Genomic DNA, 18,437 nt, shown 5'->3' on the forward strand with positions numbered 1-18,437 from the left:
AAGAAGCCGCCCGGGATTCGCCCCGGCCGGCGTTGACGACGAATGCGAGAAAGCGGGCTGCGCCCGCTACGCCTTGAGCGAGCCCAGTGTGCCGACGGCGCCGCGCGCGCCCTGCGCGAGCGTGCTGACCTGCCTGGCGGCCGCGCCGAGCTGGCTCGCCTGGGCGAGCGCGCCGCCGGCGCCGGCCGGCAGCGCCTTCATGGCGGCGCCCTGCGCGAGCCCGAGCGCCTGGCCCGACAGCGCCTGCGCCGCGCCGCCGTTCGCCACCTGCCCGGCCAGACCCGCGAGCTTCGAGGCGCCCGAGACGGCCGACATCGCGCCCGAGGCCAGCGACGAACCGCCGGCCGCGCCGGCCAGCCCCGACGCGGCACCGCCCAGGCCGCCCAGGCCGCTCGCGGCACCGCCAACACCGCCGGCACCGGCCGCGCCGCCCGCCGTCGCGCCCGGCAGCAGCCCGCCGAGCTGCGACATCGCGGTGGCCGCCGCATCGCCGCCCTGCGCGGGCTTCGCGGGCCACGCGGCGGACTTGAACACGCTCGCCGGGTCGTACTGGTTGCGCGGATCCTCGCCGAACTGCACCTGCGCGGCGCCGGCCGGCAGGCCGCTCACCACGGTCTTGCCGCTCGCGTCGAGCGCGCCCTGGCGCAGCACGCCGCCGTTCGCGTCGAGTACCGAGAACTGCCCGCCCTTCACGGCCTCGCCGTTCGCGTACCGGTGCAGCAGCTCGAGCTGGCCCGGCTGGTCGGGACGCGGCGACGGCAGCGGATAGCCCATGCTGGCCGGCCCGGCGAACACGTGCGAGGCGCCCTTCACGTCGATCCTGCCCGGCGCGTGGATCTCGATGTTGCCGCCGGCGATGCGGATATAGGCGCCGCCGCTCGTCAGCAGGATGCCCTGATCGGCCGCGATTTCGATCCGCTCGGTCGAGGACACGATCTTCACGCCCTTCTGCGCGGTCATCTCGATGTTGTCCGACTGCGCCTGGATCTCGACCTTGCCCTTGGCCGCGAACAGCTTCATGCCCGCGTTCTGCACGAACAGGCTCAGCTTCTCGCCGACGCTCGCCAGCAGCGACTTGCCGGCCGCGATGTGGGTGCTCTCGCCGCTCACCAGGTTCACGTGCTGCGAGGCCGACACGTGGATCGACTGCTGCGACGACAGCCCGATCGCGGCCGGACTGCCGAACACCATCACCGGCTGCTGGAACGCGTTGGCGCTGCCGGTGCCGCCGCCCGCGGTGTTGCCGCCCGAGGCGGCGGCGCCCGTCACGGTGTTCTGCGTCGCGTCGGTCAGCGCGCGCATCGCGTCGTGCGCGTCCTGCAGGCTTTCGGCCTGGTGCTGGACGCTCGCCTCCGACATCGCCTCGACCACGCTCTCGGCGTTCACCAGCTGCTGCTGGGTCTCCTTCACGTCGAGCGGCTGGCTGCCGGCGGCCTTCGGATAGGTCGTCACGTACAGGCCCTGGCTCGCGCGCACCGCGCCGTAGTCGTCGGTGCGCAGGTCGAAGCCGCTGCCGAGGTAGGCGCCGCGCGAATTGCCGCTCTGGTCGATCAGGTAGCCCAGATGCAGCAGGCTGTTGGCGCTGCTGCTCATCAGCTGGACGCGGTTCTGGCCGGTCGCGTCGTCCATCACCATCTGGTTGTAGCCGCTGCCGCCGTATTCCTTCGAGCGATGGCCGGACAGGATGCCGTTGCTGTGCCACTGCGGCTTGACCGCGCCGTTATAAACGCGGTGCAGCACGATCGGCCGGTCGCAGTCGCCGCCCACATGGCCGACGATCACTTCCTCGCCCACGCGCGGCATGTGAACGCCGCCGTAGCCGCCGCCCGTGTCGGACTGCGCCACGCGCATCCAGCACGAGGCGCGCTCGTCACCGTCGTTGAGGCGGTCCCAGACGAAGCGCACCTTCACGCGGTTGAGCTCGTCGGTATAGACCTCCTCGCCCGACGGCCCGACCACGATCGCCGTCTCCAGATGCATCTCGGGCTTGTCGTGCTCGAACGGGCTGCGGTACGGCACCGTCATGCGCTGCGCCTCGAGCTCGGCGACGAAGAAGCCCTCGCTGCCGTCGGCATGGCCGACCGTGTTCGCGGCGCCGCGGTTGGCCGCCTTCGCGGCGTCGATGCGCGCTTTCAGGCTGTGCGGGAAGCTGGTCTCGTGGTCCGACAGCGGCAGATTGTTCTCGATGTAGCGCGTGACGCGGATCGTCGCGAACTCGCGCTCGCCGGCCGCGTCGCGATCGTGAACCGGATGGTCGGCGAGCGTGAAGCGCCGCCCCGCGTCGATCCCGTACACGCCGCCCGCGCCGTGGAAGCGCTTGGCGCGCGATTCCCACTCCTCGAGCTTCAGCTGCGAGAGGTGATCGCCGCGATCCTGGTCGAGGTAGGTGTAGGCGCCCGTGTAGTGATAGACCTCGAGCTGCGAAGGCAGGTCGCCCTGGTCGGCGCGCGTGGGCAGCGTCGTGCCCTTCGGGTTCGCGGCCGGCGCGGGCGCCTTGTAGTCGAACGTGCGCGTGGTGTGCGTGACGCTTTGCAGCGTGCGCGAGCCCGACCACTGGGTCAGCGCGTTCGCCTCGCTGGCGGCGCCCGCGCGCCAGAACGTGAGCGTGTCCGGCACCAGCTTGTCGAGCGAATGGAGATCGTCGGTGATCACCAGCGTGTGCGATTTGCCGTCCTGCGCGAAGCGCCAGAAGCCGAACAGCCCCTCCGATTCGAGCAGCCGATGCACGAATTGCCAGTCCGTCTCGCTCTGCCGGCAGTACGAGCGCGGCGGCAGCGGCTTCGACAGCTGGAACAGGAACTGCCCCTGCGCCTGCGGATGGGCGTTGAACACGTCGGTGACGATCTGGTCGGCCGGCTGGTCCTGCCAGATCCGCATGTCGCTGCGAAAGCGCAGGAAGTGCATCCACGACGCGAACGTCACCTGGTAGGTGCTGAGGCTGCCGTCGGCGCCGAGCCGGCGCGCGGTATGGATGTAGCCGTGGGTCGGCAGGTAGGACTGGTCGGCCTGGCGGATCCACAGCGTGACCGGCTGCGCGATCAGCGTCTTCAGCTCGACGTCGCCCGCGCTCGAGACGAGATCGAGCGTGACCGAATAGTCGCGGCCGAGCTCGGCGTGCGTGAGCGCGCGGCGCGGAATCAGCGTGTTGTCGGGTAACGCCGGGATATCGGCCTTCAGCAATCGATCTTGCTGAATCAGCCCCCCCTGAATGGCCTGAGTCAATTGGTCGAGATTCATACGCGGATCACGTGGTCTTTCTCTTCGTATGCGCGACGATCCGCGCGGCAATCGAACGGCTCCGGCGCCCTGCGGATTATTACAAAACATGAAATTTACAACAGAATGGCAATGCGCCGGTAATCCTCGCAAAATTTAACGAGTTTGCTTTCGATTGAAACCGAGGAAGGCCTCGATTTTCCCGTTGCTAATTGGAAAATCGGAAACATTTTCAATCGAGTTACCGTTGTTCGGCATTTAATACCGGCGCCGCGAGCCGCAAACCTCGGCGCGGCGGCGCCCGGTCAGGCCTCGCGAGCCGCCGGCAGCGTGATCGTGACGGTGGTGCCCTGCCACGCGGCGCTTTGCACCCAGATCTCGCCGCGGTGGCGCGTGATTACCGCCTTCACGAAGGCCAGCCCGAGTCCGACGCCGCTGGTTTCCGGCTGGCCTTCCAGGCGAAAGCGCCGATAACGCTCGAACAAATGCCGCTGCGCTTCAGCGTCGATGCCATAACCGTGATCGCGAATCGTGCAGCGCACCGCCGCGCGATTGTCGATGATTTCCACCGCGCATTCGACGCGGGTATGCGGCGTGGTGTATTTCACCGCATTGCTCAACAGGTTGATCAGGGCCCGCGACAGCAATGCGGGGTCGCCGTGGACCATCGCGTCGTCGCGGCGCGGCACGTCGTCGATTTCGATCTGCTTATCGCGCGCGACCGGCCAGATCGTGTCGCGCGCCTCGTTGAGCAGATCGCTGAGATTGACCGGGATCGATTCGAATTCGCTGGCCTCCGCGCGCGACACCTGCACGAAGCCGTCGGCCATCGCGAGCGTGTGGCGCGCGAGCTTTTCCACTTTCTCCAGCCGCTGCCGTGCGTCGTCCCCGGTCGCGGACCCGGTCGTGCCGGCGAGCATGATCAGCGAGGTCAGCGGCGCGCGCATGTCGTGCGAGAACAGCATCAGCATGTCGCTACGCTGGCGCTCCAGCACTTCGCGGCGCGCCTGGGCCTCGCGCAGCATCTCGAACGCGCGGTACACGCGCACGAGTTCGGGGCCGGCCGCGGCGGGCGGGCGGATCACCGAGACGCTGTCGCCGTCGCCGAGCGCGGCGATGCGCTTGCCGAGCACGTCGAGCGGCTTGAGCAGCGCGTTGCGCGCGTCGCGCGCGAACACCAGCAGGATCACGAAGCTCAGCAGCGTCATGGCCACCGACACCACCACCCTGGCCCGCGCGAGGTCGCGTGACGCCACCGCCTCGCGGCTGGCGATCGCCATCGCGCGGTCGCGCAGCAGCTCGGAGGCACGCAAATACAGCACCGCCTGCCGCGAGAAGTCGGCCGCGCTCATCCCGTAGATGCCGTCGCGGCCCCGTGCGACGATCGAAGCGGCGAGCGGCATCAGCCCGCCGCCGATCGAGCCGCGCAGCTCGCGGAAGTCGCGCGCGAGCGGGGCATCGTCGAGATAGGGCTTGACGGTGCTGATGATCATCGCGCGCAGTTCGTCGATCTGGCCGCTGAGGTGCGCGATCTCCAGCAACGGCTGATCGGCGAGCGGCTGCCGCGCGAACAGCGCGGCGACCAGCTTCGAGCCGAGCCGCCCGGAATATTCGCGCAGATCGCCGGCCTGGCGCGCCAGGATCACCGCCCCCGCCACGCCGGGATTGTTGCGCGTGAGGCGGATCAGCAGATCGTCGGTCAGCGGCATCAGCGCATCGACGACGGCGAACATTTCGGTCTGCAGGTGCCGCAGTTGCGCCGCCTCGCGTTGCGCGGGCGCGCGCGCGGCCAGCGCGTCGACCTCGCGGCGCGCCCGCGCGAGCCGCAGGCCGACCGCGTCGATGATCGCCGGCGCGCGTGCCGCCTGCTCGTCGCCGCGCGCGCCCTGCTGCGCGGCGAGCGTGCGAAAGCGCGCCAGTGCCTGGTCGGAGGCGGCTCGCGCCACCGCCAGTTCGTAGCGCTCGCGCGCGTCGTCGGGCAGCAGGTTGACCAGCAGGTTGTTCATCGGCCCGCGCTCGCTCGACACGATGCTGGCCGCCACCATCGCGCTGCGCGCCAGCTCGAAGCCCTGCAGGTCGCCGCTGCTCTTGCGGAACCGGTCGACGTTGCCGGCGATGATCGTGGCGCACAGCAGCGCGATGATCGCCGCGACGATCAGGAATCCGATGCGGATCTTCTGGTAGGTGCCGAGGCGCCGTATCGCCTTCGTCCGGGACCACTTCAGCAGCCGCGAGCCGGGCATGACGCCGTCCCCCGACGAACCGGGCGGGCCGGGCCGGTCGCGCAGCGGCGACGGCCGCGAGCGCCAGGCGCCGGAAGGCCCGGGCGCGCGCGCCGCGCGCCGGTCATCACGCCGACCGGCACGCCAACCCGTGCGGCGCCGGCACGCCGTCCGCGCGCCACGCGGCGGCGCCGCGGCGGCACCTTCCTGTCGTTTTCGGTCAGCTCGTTCATGAAGCGCTCGGCGAATTGCGGATCGACCGGCTGGGCAGGCACCAACCGGCGGCTCGATGCGACCCGAGCCGGGCTCGCCATCACGGCCGCACCGGCATCGGCGCCCGAACCCGGACCGGTGCGCGGCCCGATGCAGCCGGCGCGGCCCGGTTCGGCCCGACGCCGCCACCGCGGCCTGCCCCGCCGGGGTGTCATCCATCCTGCCGCGCCGGGGTTCGTTTGGCAATCACGGCCCGCCCGGGGGACCAGCGCGCCACCCGTCATGGATGCCGGATGTAGTCGACCAGCGCGCGGGTGTAGGCGTCGGGCCGCCGGTCCAGCAGGCTCACGCCGATCGCGGCCGCGAAACCGGCCGGCACGCCGAACACGCCCGAGCTGATCGGCTCGATGCCGAACCAGGTCGGCCCGGCGAAACCGGTCAGCTGCGTGAACAGCGGATAGGTCGAGAGGATGTAGTAGACGCACACGCCGAGCCCGGCGACCATGCCGGCCACCGCGCCGCGCGTGGTGGTGCGTTTCCAGAACACCGCGAGCACCAGCACCGGAAAGAAGCTCGAGGCGGCCAGCGAGAACGCCGCGCCGACCAGGAACAGGATCTTGCCGGTGTTCAGCGACGCGACGTAGGACGCGAGCAGCGCGACGCCGAGCAGCAGCACCTTCGAGATCGTCACGCGGCGCTGGGCCGTCGCGTCGGGCGCCACCATGTGATAGTAGACGTCGTGCGAGAGCGCGTTGGCGATCGTCAGCAGCAGCCCGTCGGCCGTCGACAGCGCGGCGGCCAGCGCGCCCGCCGCCACCAGCCCCGACATCACGTAGGGCAGCCCGGCGATCTCGGGCGCGGCCAGCACCACGATGTCGGGCTGCATCTGGATGTCGGACCAGTGGACCACGCCATCGCGGATCACGTCCACCACGCCGATCAGGCCCGGCTCGGAATGCTGCCACTGCGTGACCCACGGCGGCAGCGCCGCGAACGGCTGGCCCACCAGATGCGCGAGAATCTCGAACTTGATCAGCACCGCGAGCACCGGCACGGTCAGGTAGAACAGCGCGATGAAGAACAGCGTCCAGCCGACCGAGCGCCGCGCGGAGGCCACCGAGGTGGTGGTGTTGTAGCGCGTGAGGATGTGCGGCAGGCTCGCCGTGCCGAGCGACAGGCACAGCAGCAGCGCGAGGAAGTTGCGTTCGCGCGGGCGCTGCTCGTCGTCGCTCGCGGCGGGGAACGGCACGTGCATCGGCAGCGGTTCGGCCGCGCGCGCGAGCAGCTCGTCGCGCGCCTGCTCCCACATCACGCGCGCGGCCGCCGGGTCGCGCGGGAACGCCGCCAGCTCGCGCTCGCGCTGGCTGATCTCGCGCAGCGGGCCGTTGCGGCGGCGCAGCGCGTTCAGCTCGTCGGCGAGATGCGCGCGCGCCTCGGCATACGAGGCCGGCAGCCCGTCGATGCGAGCCTGCAGCGCCGCCGCGCGGTGCCGGAACGCCTCGCGCACCGCGCGCTCGTCGGGCGAGGCGCGGACCTTCGCCTCGAGCGCCTCGACGCGCGCCATCAGGTGCCCGTAGCTGGCCTGCGGCAGCGGCCCGAGCCCGTTCTTCCACGCGATCATCGACACCGGGATCAGGAACGCGCTGATCAGGATCACGTACTGCGCGACCTGGGTCCAGGTCACCGCGCGCATCCCGCCCAGGAACGAGCAGACCAGGATCCCCGCGAGCCCGCAGAAGATCCCGATCGCGAAATCGACGCCGATGAAGCGCGTCGCGATCAGCCCGATGCCCTGGATCTGCGCGACCAGATAGACGAACGAGCAGAGGATCGCCGCACCCGCCGCGAGCGCGCGCACCAGCGTGCTCGAATAGCGTGTGCCGAGGAAATCGGGAATCGTGTAGCGCGCGAGCTTGCGCACGTAGGGGGCCAGCAGGAACGCGACCAGGCAGAAGCCGCCGGTCCAGCCCATCAGGTAGGCCAGCGCGTCGTAGCCGGTGGCGTAGAGCGAGCCCGCGAGACCGATGAACGAGGCGGCCGACAGCCAGTCCGCGGCGGTCGCCATGCCGTTGAACGCCGACGGCACGCGCCGCCCGGCCACGTAGTATTCGACCAGGTCCGAGGTGCGCGAAAGCAGCCCGATCACCGCGTAGACGGCGATCGGCACGAACAGGAACACATAGCCGATCCAGACGCCGGGGCCGGTGGTGCGCTCAATGCGCCAGAGCAGCAGCACGAAGGCGAGGAAGCCGAACGTGTAGCAGGCGTAGGCGCGAATCAGCCGGTGCGTCATCGGCCGCCGCCCGTCGGGCCGCTGCCGGGTACGCCGTCGGCTGCGTTGCCGGGCGCACCGCGGGGCTCGCCGCCGCGCCCGGCAGCGGGCGAAGCATGCGCGGCGTAGGCCGCATAGGCGCGGCGCAGCGCGCGGTCGGCGCGCTGCATCAGCACCACGTAGACGGCGATCAGCAACAGGTAGACGAGGATCGCGCCCTGCGCGCCGAGGTAGAACGGCAGGCTGAAGCCGGCGAAGCGCAGCACGGCGAGCGCCGGCGCGAAGAACGGCACGAGGAACGACACCGCGAAGCCGATCGTCATCAGCACCGCGATCAGCGCGAGATTGAAGCGCCAGTAGCGCGCGTGCGCGCGCGCCAGCTCGTCCGGCACGGGCGGCGGCGCGATGCGGTGCGAGGAGGTCGAGGTCGGCATCGAGGCGGCCGTCGACGCCGGGCGGGAGCGAGTGGGAGCGGGCATCCGCTTATCTAACAAAAAAGCCCCCGCGCGGGCAATCGGGATTGCCGCGCAGGGGCGCGCCGCCGGGCGAGCGGTGCCACGCCCGCTGAGCGCGGCACCGGCCCGCTCAGCGCACTTCGGCGAGCTGCTCGAGGATCGCCGGGTTCTCCAGCGTCGAGGTGTCCTGCGTGACCGCCTCGCCCTTGGCCAGCGAGCGCAGCAGGCGCCGCATGATCTTGCCGGAGCGCGTCTTGGGCAGGTTGTCGCCGAAGCGGATGTCCTTGGGCTTCGCGATCGGGCCGATCTCCTTGCCCACCCAGTCGCGCAGCGTCTTCGCGATCTGCTGCGCCTCCTCGCCTTCCGGACGCGTGCGCTTGAGCACCACGAACGCGACCACCGCCTCGCCCGTCATGTCGTCGGGGCGGCCCACCACGGCCGCCTCGGCCACCAGTTCGTGCGAGACCAGCGCCGATTCGATCTCCATCGTGCCGAGCCGGTGCCCCGACACGTTCAGCACGTCGTCGATGCGGCCCATGATGGTGAAGTAGCCGGTGTCCCGGTCGCGCACCGTGCCGTCGCCGGCCAGATAGAGCCGCCCGCCCAGTTCGTCGGGGAAGTAGCTCTTGCGGAACCGGTCGGGGTCGCCCCAAATGGTGCGCGCCATCGCGGGCCACGGCCGCTTGATCACGAGGATCCCGCCCTGCCCGTTCGGCACGTCCTGGCCGGTCTCGTCGACCACCGCCGCCATGATGCCCGGCAGCCCCAGCGTGCAGGAACCTGGCACGGTCGGCGTGGCGCCCGGCAGCGGCGTGATCATGTGGCCCCCGGTTTCGGTCTGGAACCAGGTGTCGACGATCGGGCAGCGCTCGCCGCCGACGTTCTTGTGATACCACATCCACGATTCGGGATTGATCGGCTCGCCGACCGTGCCGATGATGCGCAGGCTCGACAGGTCGTAGCGCGACGGATGGGCCGCCTCGTCGGCGCCCGAGGCCTTGATCAGCGAGCGGATCGCGGTGGGTGCCGTGTAGAACACGGTGACCTTGTGGTCGGCCACCATCTTCCAGAAGCGGCCCGCGTTCGGATAGGTCGGCACGCCCTCGAACACCACCTGCGTCGAGCAGGTCGCGAGCGGCCCGTAGGTGATGTAGGTGTGACCGGTGATCCAGCCGATGTCGGCGGTACACCAGAACACGTCGTCCGGCTTGCGGTCGAAGGTCCAGTCCATCGTCAGCGCGGCCCACAGCAGGTAGCCGCCGGTGCTGTGCTGCAGGCCCTTCGGCTTGCCGGTCGAGCCCGAGGTGTAGAGGATGAACAGCGGATGCTCGGCGCCGACCCATTCCGGCTCGCAGGTGTCGGGCTGGTCCGCGGTGATCTCGTCCATCCACAGGTCGCGGCCTTCGTGCCAGGCGACCTCGCCGCCCGTGCGGCGATACACGATCACGCTCTTCACGGCCTCGCAGCCGCCCAGCGCGATCGCGTCGTCGGCGATGCTCTTGATCGGCAGCGTCTTGCCGCCGCGCAGCTGCTCGTCGGCCGTGATCAGCGCGCAGGCGCCCACGTCCACCAGCCGCTCGTTGAGCGACTTCGCCGAGAAGCCGCCGAACACCACCGAGTGCGTCGCGCCGATCCGCGCGCAGGCCTGCATCGCGACGATGCCCTCGATCGACATCGGGATGTAGATGATCACGCGGTCGCCGCGGCCGATGCCGCGCGCCTTCAGCGCGTTGGCGAGGCGGCACACGCGCGCCAGCAGTTCGGTGTAGGTGACGCGCGTGACAGCGCCGTCGTCGGCCTCGAAGATCACGGCGACGCGCTCGCCGCGGCCGGCTGCCACGTGGCGGTCGAGACAGTTGTAGGAGGCGTTCAGTTCGCCGTCCTCGAACCACTTGTAGAACGGCGCGTTCGACTCGTCGAGCACGGTCGAGAACGGCTTGTGCCAGTCGAGCGACTCGCGCGCGAGACGCGCCCAGAAGCCTTCGTAATCGCGGCCGGCCTCGTCGACCAGCGCGCGGTACGCGTCCATGCCGGAAATGTTGGCCGCCTGTTCGACGCTGGCGGGCGGAGCAAACTGACGGCGTTCGTGCAGAACCGATTCAATCGCAGACATCGACTACCCCTTGATGAAGGTGAAACTCACTGCATGACGGCGCGCGGATCGCGCACCGCACACGGCGCGATGAAGCGTGCGCCGTGCCTCCTGAAAGCGCCGCGGCCGGCATCGCGGCGGGCGGCGCATCTTGTGCTGCTGTCTCTTTCTGTTGCGTGCCGCGCGGCGGGCTCCGCGCCTGGCAAGCGCCCGCCGCCATGCTGCGACGCCACATGAAGCGGCATCCGCGGGCGCGTCAGACACGATAAGCTGCGCAACTTACCCGTCACTTACGCATCCTCGAGCACACCGGCCGGCACGCCCGCCGCGCCGGGGGGCCGGCGCCGCGCGGGTCGCTACAATGCTAACTGAACTCAACGCCCGGATTCCAGCTTGAATCGCTACGCTCTCTTTCTGATTCTGTCGATGCTGCTCGTCGGCAGCAACGTCGGTGTCGGCAAGTCCATTGTCGTGGCGATGCCCGTCGCCATTCTCGCCACGCTGCGCTTCGTGATCGCCAACGCGGTGCTCTGGCCGCTCTGGCGGCCCTCGAAGATGCGCGCCGTGAGCCGCGCCGAATGGCTGAACCTGTTCCTGCAGGCGCTGTTCGGCACGTTCCTGTTCACGCTGCTGATGCTCAACGGCGTGCAGCGCACCAGCGCGGTGGCGGCCGGCGTGATCACCAGCACCATCCCCGCCGTGGTCGCGCTGTTCGCGTGGCTGTTCCTGCGCGAGCGCCCCGACGGTCGCGCGCTGCTCTCGATCGCGCTCGCCATCGTCGGCGTGGTCACCATCAACGTGGTCCACGGCCAGGGCCAGCCGGCCGGCGCGACGCCCGGCTCGCTCGCCGGCAACCTGCTGATCCTCGGCGCGGTGTGCTGCGAATCGTTCTACGTGATCCTGTCGCGCCGGCTCACCAGGACGCTGCGCGCGCTCGACATCTGCGCCTACACGCACCTGTTCGGCATGCTGCTGATGCTGCCGCTCGGGTTGCTGGCACTGCCGCATTTCGACTACGCGGCGGTGCCGGCCGGCACCTGGGCGCTCGTCGTCTGGTACGCGCTCGCCGCCAGCATCTTTTCGTTCACGCTGTGGATGATCGGCATCCGGCATGTACCGGGCAGCCTCGCCGGCGTGTTCAGCGCGGTACTGCCGATCTCGGCCGCGATCTACGGAATCGCCTTCCTGGGCGAGCGTCCGACGCTCGCGCACGGCTTCGCGCTGGCCTGCGTCGTCACCGGCATCCTGCTCGCGAGCCTGAAGCCGCGCCGCACGCCGAACCCGCTGTCCTGAACGCGCGGCCCGCGGCCAGGCAAGCGCCGGCCACGCGCTTCGTCACCGCCCGCCCTCACCCTCGCTCACGCAGCGGCCACGCGCGCCGCCGCGACCGACATCGGCCGCGCATCCGCCAATGCCACACCAGGCGCCGCCCGCAGCCGGCCGGGCGCGCCGATGCCGTCCGCCCGGCGGGCACGTTACAATAGCGCGCCTTTCCGGCACGTCCCCCCAGACACAAGCGCTCCAAGCCGCCCGACCATGTCCGCTCCGCAGACCGATCCGCATGCCTCGCCCGTTCGCCGCCGCAAGATGAGGCCGCTCCCGTCCCTCATTTTCATGAGCCGCTGGCTGCAGGTGCCGCTCTATCTGGGCCTGATCGTCGCGCAGGGCATCTACGTCTACCTGTTCCTGAAGGAAGTCTGGCACCTGCTCTCGCACGCGACCTCGCTCGACGAGACCAACGTGATGCTGGCCGTGCTGGGGCTGATCGACGTGGTGATGATCTCGAACCTGCTGATCATGGTGATCGTGGGCGGCTACGAAACCTTCGTCTCGCGCCTCGGCGTGGAGGGCCACCCCGACGAGCCCGAGTGGCTCGACCACGTGAACGCCGGCGTGCTGAAAGTGAAACTGTCGATGGCGCTGATCAGCATTTCGTCGATTCATCTGCTGAAAACCTTCATCGACCCGGACCAGCATTCGCAGCACGCCATCATGTGGCAGGTGCTGATCCACCTGTCGTTCCTGGTGTCGGCGCTCGTGATGGCGTGGGTCGACCGCCTCACGACGCATACCCATCCGAAGCATTTCGACGAGGTGCCGCACGCGCCTCGCGAGCCGGCCTGAAAACGCCGGCAAGGGCTGGCACCAGACCGGCCCGATGATTTTTTACATGAACAGTCCCCACTGAGTCACAGCCATGACCGTCATCAAACAGGAAGACCTGATCCAGAGCGTCGCGGATTCGCTCCAGTACATCAGCTATTACCATCCGCTCGACTACATCGAGGCGCTCGGCCGCGCCTACGAGGCCGAACAGAGCCCGGCCGCGAAGGACGCGATCGCGCAGATCCTGACCAACAGCCGGATGTGCGCCGAAGGCCGCCGGCCGATCTGCCAGGACACCGGGATCGTGACGATCTTCGTGAAGGTCGGCATGGACGTGCGCTGGGACGGCGCGACGATGAGCGTGACCGACATGATCAACGAGGGCGTGCGCCGCGGCTATACGCATCCCGACAACGTGCTGCGCGCCTCGATCGTCAACCCGCCCGAAGGCGCCCGCAAGAACACCAGGGACAACACGCCGGCCGTGATCCACTATGAGATCGTGCCGGGCGACAAGGTCGACGTGCAGGTCGCGGCCAAGGGCGGCGGCTCCGAGAACAAGTCGAAGTTCGTGATGCTGAACCCGTCCGACTCGATCGTCGACTGGGTGCTCAAGACCGTGCCGACGATGGGCGCCGGCTGGTGCCCGCCGGGCATGCTCGGGATCGGCATCGGCGGCACCGCCGAGAAGGCGATGCTGATGGCCAAGGAATCGCTGATGGACGCGATCGACATCCAGGACGTCATCAAGCGCGGCCCGAAGGATTGGGCCGAGGAACTGCGCGTCGAGCTGTATGAAAAGGTCAACGCGCTCGGCATCGGCGCGCAGGGCCTGGGCGGCCTCGCCACCGTGCTCGACGTCAAGATCCTGGCCGCCCCGACGCACGCGGCCTCGAAGCCCGTCGCAATGATCCCGAACTGCGCGGCCACCCGCCATGCGCACTTCACGCTCGACGGCTCGGGCGTGGCGCGCCTCGACCCGCCGCCGCTCGACGCCTGGCCGAAGGTGCAGTGGGAGCCGAACACCGAGACCAGCAAGCGCGTCGACCTGAACACGCTGACGCCGCAGGAAGTGGCGAGCTGGGCGCCGGGCCAGACGCTGCTGCTGTCGGGCAAGATGCTCACGGGCCGCGACGCCGCGCACAAGCGCATCGCCGACATGCTCGCCAAGGGCGAGTCGCTGCCGGTCGACTTCACGAACCGCGTGATCTACTACGTCGGCCCGGTCGATCCGGTACGCGACGAGGCAGTCGGCCCCGCCGGCCCGACCACGGCCACCCGCATGGACAAGTTCACCGAGACCATGCTGGCGCAGACCGGCCTGATCTCGATGGTCGGCAAGGCCGAGCGCGGCCCCGTGGCGATCGAGGCGATCAAGAAGCACAAGGCGGCCTACCTGATGGCCGTCGGCGGCGCCGCCTACCTGGTGTCGAAGGCGATCCGCAGCGCCAAGGTGCTGGCGTTCGAGGATCTCGGCATGGAAGCGATCTACGAGTTCGACGTGGTCGACATGCCGGTGACGGTCGCGGTCGATTCGTCGGGCACCTCGGTGCATCAGACCGGCCCGAAGGAATGGCAGGCCAGGATCGGCAAGATTCCGGTCGCCACCGCGTGAGCCAGACGCCGAGCGAGACATTATCGCCAATATCATTGCCAGCTGAATAAGAATGATTTTCAGGCCGGATTTCGATCCGGCCTGTTTTACTCTTAATCATTCTCATTAACGCGGAAATCTTTGATTTTCCAATAATTTTGGCTTGGCTTTTGCGGTTCGAGCGTTTATCTTTCGTGTCCGGAACACCACGATACAAGGACGGAACGGTCATGCAAGGCGACAAGAAAGTTATCGAATTTCTCAACGCGCAGTTGAAGAATGAACTCACCGCGATTAATCAGTATTTCCTGCATGCTCGCATGTATCGCCACTGGGGTCTCGAGAAACTCGGCAAGCACGAGTACGACGAGTCGATCGGCGAAATGAAGCATGCGGACTGGCTGATCGAACGCATTTTCATGCTCGACGGCCTGCCCAACCTGCAGGATCTGCACAAGCTGCTGATCGGCGAGGAAACCGAGGAAATCCTGAAGTGCGACCTGAAGCTCGAGTACATCGCGCAGGGCACCTGCAAGGACGCGATCGCCTACTGCGAATCCGTGCGTGACTACGTCTCGCGCGAGATCTTCCAGAAGATCCTCGACGACACCGAAGAGCACATCGACTGGCTCGAAACGCAGATCGACCTGGTCGGCAAGATCGGCATCCAGAACTACCAGCAGACCATGATGGGCTCGCCGTCCTGAGTTCGGCGTCGTAATATGGCGGATCGCCATCCGCCGCTTCACCCTCCATGCCCAGCCTGTCCGCTTTCGCGCCAGCCTCCGCCGCCGCACCGGTCGGCATCTTCGATTCCGGGCTGGGCGGCCTGTCGGTCCTGCGTGCCGCGCGCGCGCATTTGCCCGGCGAGGGCTTCATCTACGTGGCCGATTCGCGCTACGCCCCGTATGGCGAGCGCGACGACGCGTTCATCATCGAGCGCACGCTCGCGATCGGCGAATGGCTCGCCGCACGCGGCGCGAAGGCGCTCGTGGTCGCCTGCAACACCGCCACCGCGCAATCGATCGCCGCGGTGCGCGAGGCGCTGGCGATTCCGCTGATCGGCGTCGAGCCCGGCATCAAGCCGGCCACGCTCGTCTCGCAAAGCCGCGTGGCCGGCGTGCTGGCCACCGCCGCGACGCTGCGCAGCGCCCGCTTCGAGGCGCTGATCGCGCGCCACGCCGGCGACTGCCGCTTCCTGCGCCAGCCGGGCCACGGGCTCGTGCAGGCCATCGAGCGTGGCGACACCGGCTCCGCCGAGCTGCGCGCGCTGCTGGCCGGCTATCTGGAGCCGATGCTCGCCGCCGGCGCCGATACGCTGGTGCTCGGCTGCACCCACTACCCGTTTCTCGACGCCACGATCCGCGAGTTGACGCAAAATCGTCTGACCCTCATTGATACCGGCGAGGCGATCGCGCGCCAGCTCGCGCGCGTGCTCGACGAGCGCGGCCTGCGCTCGCCGGCCGGCACCGAGCGGCAGCCGACGCATCTCTATTCCACCGACGACGGCGCCCGCCTGCAGGCGCTGGCCGCCCTGCTGCTCGGCCTCGACGCCGCCGCCGAAACGATTTCGATTCCGTCGCCGCGCGCCGCCGCCACCGCCACCGCCACCGCCCTTCCTGCCTGAAAGCGCCCCAAACCCGGCGCCCGGCAGGGCCGCGGCTCCCGCCGGGCGGTCCGCCGCGGCTCGATGACGTTCCTGCCATCCCCTGCTAAGCACCTGGATTAGTTACAAAAAACCGCGAGACAGGCTTGCCAAGCCGCCCGAATATAATGATAATAATTCGCATTAACGTTAGCTATCGCGCTCATCATGATCGTCTGCGTGTGCAAGTCCGTGTCCGACCGAAAGATTCGCGCCTCGCTCACCGAGGGCGTCGCGTCTTTCGACGAGTTGCAGTTCGAGCTCGGCGTCTCTACCTGCTGCGGCAAGTGCGAGGAGTCGGTGCGCGAGCTGATGGCCGAGCATGGCGTCTGCGAGAGCCAGTGCGGCGTCTCGCACCCGCAGGCAGTCCCTGTCACGTTCTTCGAACGCAAGGCGGCCTGATCGGCAACATCGCTATCACACGCGGCTGACTGCCGCGTTTTCGTTTGACCATTCCGTCAGCGAGCCTGCAATCGCTAGCCAACGGCCAACCGCCTGGGAGCTGTGATGGAATTGCTGATCGGATTCGTAACCACCTTGTGCATTTCGCTGCTGATTTTCCGCAAGTGATGCATGATCACGCGGCCGGCGCCCGGCGCGCCGCCACCTAGACTGGCAGACATGCAGGCTTCGACTCCCGTCCCGACCGGTTCCATGCAGGTCGCTCCCCGTTTCAATCGTCGCATCGCCGTCGCGAGCGCCATCGTCCTTCTCGGACATGCCGCGCTGATCGGCGGCGCGTTGTTGATGCCACGCGATGAATTGCCGCAGCCCAAGCTCGAATCGACGATGACGGTGCAATTGCTGTCGGCCCCGGTCGCCCAGCCCGTTTCGCTCGAATCGAAGCCGACTCCACCGCCACCCAAGCCGGTGCCGAAGCCGAAGGTGGTGCCGAAGCCGATCGTCAGGCCCACGCCGACGCCGCTACCGGTATCGCGCGAGCCGTCGAGCAACGTCGTGCAGGCCCCCGATCCGACGCCACCCGCGCCGCCAGCCCCGGCCGCACCGCCCGCGCCTCCTGCCCCGCCGCCGCCGGCGCGCCCGACGATGGAAATCGTTGCGCCGAAGGAAGGTCCGAAGCTGGTATGCCAGGTGCGCGAGCCCGATTACCCGACGCTGTCCAAGCGGCGCGGCGAGACCGGCACGGCCACCGTGCGCTTCGTGGTCGGCCTGAGCGGCCAGATCGAAAGCGTGAAGGTCGTGCAGAGCAGCGGCTTCCAGCGCCTGGACGACGCCGCGGCCGACGCGATCCGGGCAACGCCGTGCAAGCCGTACATGGAAAACGGCCAGCCGGTGCGCGCCGCCTACACGCAGCCGTTCAAGTTCAACCTGAACGACGACTGATCGAACCGATCGATAACTGATTCAGCCTCGCCGGATTCAAACAAAGGAAAGGAAATGCAAAGCTACGGTATCGCGCACGTCTGGGCGCAAGGTGATTTCGTGACGCGCACCATCGCGATCGTGCTGCTCGTCATGTCGGTGATGTCCTGGCTCGTCATCGTCATCAAGGGCTGGAACGTGATTCGGCTCGGCCGCCTGATGAAGAACGCCGATCAGGCGTTCTGGCATTCCGACGAGTTCGACAAGGGCTTGCAGAAGCTGCGCGACGCGTCGTCGAGCCTGCAGGACAACCCGCTGCTCGCGCTCGCGCTGGCAGGCCAGGAAGCGGCCGAGCACCACCAGCAGACGCAGCCGCACCTGCATGACCGCATGGACGTGTCGGAGTGGATCACGCGCTGCCTGAAGGACACCATGGACGGCAGCGTCGCGCGCATGCAGAGCGGCCTCGCGGTGCTCGCCTCGATCGGCAGCACGGCGCCGTTCGTCGGCCTGTTCGGCACGGTGTGGGGCATCTATCATGCGCTGCTGACGATCGGCGCGACCGGCCAGACCTCGATCGACCAGGTCGCCGGCCCGGTCGGCGAGTCGCTGATCATGACCGCGTTCGGCCTGTTCGTCGCGATCCCGGCGGTGCTCGGCTACAACGCGCTGACGCGCGCCAACAAGGGCGTCGTCACGAAACTGCGCCGCTTCGCGCACGGCCTGCACGCCTATTTCGTGACGGGTACGCGCCTCGCCTCGACGAAGCGCCGCGATTCGATCCGTCTCGCGTCCACGCGCGCGCACACCCACTGAGCGGAGTCCGGCATGGCAATGAACTCCTCCTTCGGCGATGACGACGACGACGACCTGATGAACGAGATCAACATGACGCCGCTCGTCGACGTCATGCTCGTGCTGCTGATCATTTTCCTCGTCACGCTGCCGGCGATCCATCACGCGGTGAAGATCGACCTGCCGCACGCGAGCAGCCAGAAGGTCGACATCAAGCCGAAGACGATCGACGTCGCGATCCAGGCCGACGGCACGGTGATGTGGAACGACCAGCCCGTCAGCGATGCCGAGCTGCAGGCGAAGATCGCCGAGGCCGCGAAGGTCGATCCGCAGCCGGAACTGCATCTGCGCGCCGATCGCAAGATCGCCTACGAGCGCGTCGCCGACGTGATGTCGGCCGCGCAATCGGGCGGCCTCACGAAGCTCGGTTTCGTGACCGATCCGAAATCGAAATAACGACCGGCGCGACGCGTCCGCCAGCAGTCCGAATCAATTCACCGACTA

14 protein-coding genes are annotated in these 18,437 nt (G+C 68.5%); 9 read left to right on the forward strand and 5 right to left on the reverse strand.

The genetic code is table 11. The features are described 5' to 3' along the window. Positions 1-66: 66 nt before the first annotated feature. The 5 genes from bpln_RS13285 to acs form a co-directional block, all read right to left on the reverse strand. Positions 67-3,237 carry a type VI secretion system Vgr family protein gene (locus bpln_RS13285; RefSeq protein WP_055139034.1) on the reverse strand — a complete coding sequence of 1,057 codons (3,171 nt, stop codon included), beginning with the start codon at positions 3,235-3,237 and terminating at the stop codon, positions 67-69. Positions 3,238-3,521: 284 nt separating this feature from the next. Continuing rightward, positions 3,522-5,459 (reverse strand): sensor histidine kinase, encoded by a 1,938-nt coding sequence (locus tag bpln_RS13290; RefSeq protein WP_055139035.1) that lies wholly within the window; start codon positions 5,457-5,459, stop codon positions 3,522-3,524. A gap of 472 nt (positions 5,460-5,931) precedes the next feature. Beyond that, the gene (locus bpln_RS13295; protein WP_055139036.1) at positions 5,932-7,944 is read right to left on the reverse strand and encodes a sodium:solute symporter family protein; all 2,013 of its coding nucleotides are present in this window, start codon (positions 7,942-7,944) and stop codon (positions 5,932-5,934) included. Beyond that, positions 7,941-8,357: a DUF4212 domain-containing protein gene (locus tag bpln_RS13300; RefSeq protein WP_080937218.1), complete on the reverse strand. Its 417-nt coding sequence runs from the start codon at positions 8,355-8,357 to the stop codon at positions 7,941-7,943. Before bpln_RS13300 ends, bpln_RS13295 begins: the two co-directional genes overlap by 4 nt. Before the next feature lie 151 nt (positions 8,358-8,508). Beyond that, the gene (acs, locus tag bpln_RS13305) at positions 8,509-10,491 is read right to left on the reverse strand and encodes an acetate--CoA ligase (RefSeq protein WP_042625551.1); all 1,983 of its coding nucleotides are present in this window, start codon (positions 10,489-10,491) and stop codon (positions 8,509-8,511) included. A 372-nt stretch (positions 10,492-10,863) separates the two neighbouring features. Between acs and bpln_RS13310 the strand changes: the two genes are divergently transcribed. From bpln_RS13310 to bpln_RS13350, 9 genes are all read left to right on the forward strand, one after another. Continuing rightward, positions 10,864-11,763: a DMT family transporter gene (locus tag bpln_RS13310; RefSeq protein ID WP_042625552.1), complete on the forward strand. Its 900-nt coding sequence runs from the start codon at positions 10,864-10,866 to the stop codon at positions 11,761-11,763. 243 nt (positions 11,764-12,006) lie between these two features. Continuing rightward, positions 12,007-12,594, forward strand: a complete 588-nt coding sequence (locus tag bpln_RS13315; protein ID WP_042625553.1) for a TIGR00645 family protein — start codon at positions 12,007-12,009, stop codon at positions 12,592-12,594. A 73-nt stretch (positions 12,595-12,667) separates the two neighbouring features. Continuing rightward, positions 12,668-14,191, forward strand: coding sequence for a fumarate hydratase (locus bpln_RS13320; RefSeq protein ID WP_042625554.1), 1,524 nt, complete (start codon positions 12,668-12,670; stop codon positions 14,189-14,191). 209 nt (positions 14,192-14,400) lie between these two features. After that, complete coding sequence (bfr, locus tag bpln_RS13325) at positions 14,401-14,877, forward strand: bacterioferritin (RefSeq protein WP_042625555.1); 477 nt, start codon at positions 14,401-14,403, stop codon at positions 14,875-14,877. Between the two features lie 47 nt (positions 14,878-14,924). Then, positions 14,925-15,797: a glutamate racemase gene (murI, locus tag bpln_RS13330; protein WP_055139037.1), complete on the forward strand. Its 873-nt coding sequence runs from the start codon at positions 14,925-14,927 to the stop codon at positions 15,795-15,797. A gap of 186 nt (positions 15,798-15,983) precedes the next feature. Further along, the gene (locus bpln_RS13335; protein ID WP_055139038.1) at positions 15,984-16,217 is read left to right on the forward strand and encodes a (2Fe-2S)-binding protein; all 234 of its coding nucleotides are present in this window, start codon (positions 15,984-15,986) and stop codon (positions 16,215-16,217) included. Between the two features lie 219 nt (positions 16,218-16,436). Next, positions 16,437-17,159: an energy transducer TonB gene (locus bpln_RS13340; protein ID WP_042625558.1), complete on the forward strand. Its 723-nt coding sequence runs from the start codon at positions 16,437-16,439 to the stop codon at positions 17,157-17,159. A 54-nt stretch (positions 17,160-17,213) separates the two neighbouring features. Next, the gene (locus bpln_RS13345) at positions 17,214-17,954 is read left to right on the forward strand and encodes a MotA/TolQ/ExbB proton channel family protein (RefSeq protein WP_042625559.1); all 741 of its coding nucleotides are present in this window, start codon (positions 17,214-17,216) and stop codon (positions 17,952-17,954) included. A 12-nt stretch (positions 17,955-17,966) separates the two neighbouring features. Further along, entirely contained in the window at positions 17,967-18,389 is a 423-nt protein-coding gene (locus bpln_RS13350) for an ExbD/TolR family protein (protein WP_042625560.1), read from the forward strand. The last annotated feature ends 48 nt before the right edge of the window (positions 18,390-18,437 follow it).

This window comes from Burkholderia plantarii (assembly GCF_001411805.1).
GTDB lineage: Bacteria > Pseudomonadota > Gammaproteobacteria > Burkholderiales > Burkholderiaceae > Burkholderia > Burkholderia plantarii.

Excerpts from the sequence above, each read along its gene's own strand:
- bpln_RS13290 (WP_055139035.1), bottom strand. The coding sequence starts at position 5,459 with ATGCCCGGCTCGCGGCTGCTGAAGTGGTCCCGGACGAAGGCGATACGG.
- acs (WP_042625551.1), bottom strand. The coding sequence starts at position 10,491 with ATGTCTGCGATTGAATCGGTTCTGCACGAACGCCGTCAGTTTGCTCCG.
- bpln_RS13285 (WP_055139034.1), bottom strand. The coding sequence starts at position 3,237 with ATGAATCTCGACCAATTGACTCAGGCCATTCAGGGGGGGCTGATTCAG.
- bpln_RS13335 (WP_055139038.1), top strand. The coding sequence starts at position 15,984 with ATGATCGTCTGCGTGTGCAAGTCCGTGTCCGACCGAAAGATTCGCGCC.
- bfr (WP_042625555.1), top strand. The coding sequence starts at position 14,401 with ATGCAAGGCGACAAGAAAGTTATCGAATTTCTCAACGCGCAGTTGAAG.
- bpln_RS13350 (WP_042625560.1), top strand. The coding sequence starts at position 17,967 with ATGGCAATGAACTCCTCCTTCGGCGATGACGACGACGACGACCTGATG.
- bpln_RS13320 (WP_042625554.1), top strand. The coding sequence starts at position 12,668 with ATGACCGTCATCAAACAGGAAGACCTGATCCAGAGCGTCGCGGATTCG.
- bpln_RS13300 (WP_080937218.1), bottom strand. The coding sequence starts at position 8,357 with ATGCCGACCTCGACCTCCTCGCACCGCATCGCGCCGCCGCCCGTGCCG.
- bpln_RS13345 (WP_042625559.1), top strand. The coding sequence starts at position 17,214 with ATGCAAAGCTACGGTATCGCGCACGTCTGGGCGCAAGGTGATTTCGTG.
- murI (WP_055139037.1), top strand. The coding sequence starts at position 14,925 with ATGCCCAGCCTGTCCGCTTTCGCGCCAGCCTCCGCCGCCGCACCGGTC.
- bpln_RS13295 (WP_055139036.1), bottom strand. The coding sequence starts at position 7,944 with ATGACGCACCGGCTGATTCGCGCCTACGCCTGCTACACGTTCGGCTTC.
- bpln_RS13315 (WP_042625553.1), top strand. The coding sequence starts at position 12,007 with ATGTCCGCTCCGCAGACCGATCCGCATGCCTCGCCCGTTCGCCGCCGC.
- bpln_RS13340 (WP_042625558.1), top strand. The coding sequence starts at position 16,437 with ATGCAGGCTTCGACTCCCGTCCCGACCGGTTCCATGCAGGTCGCTCCC.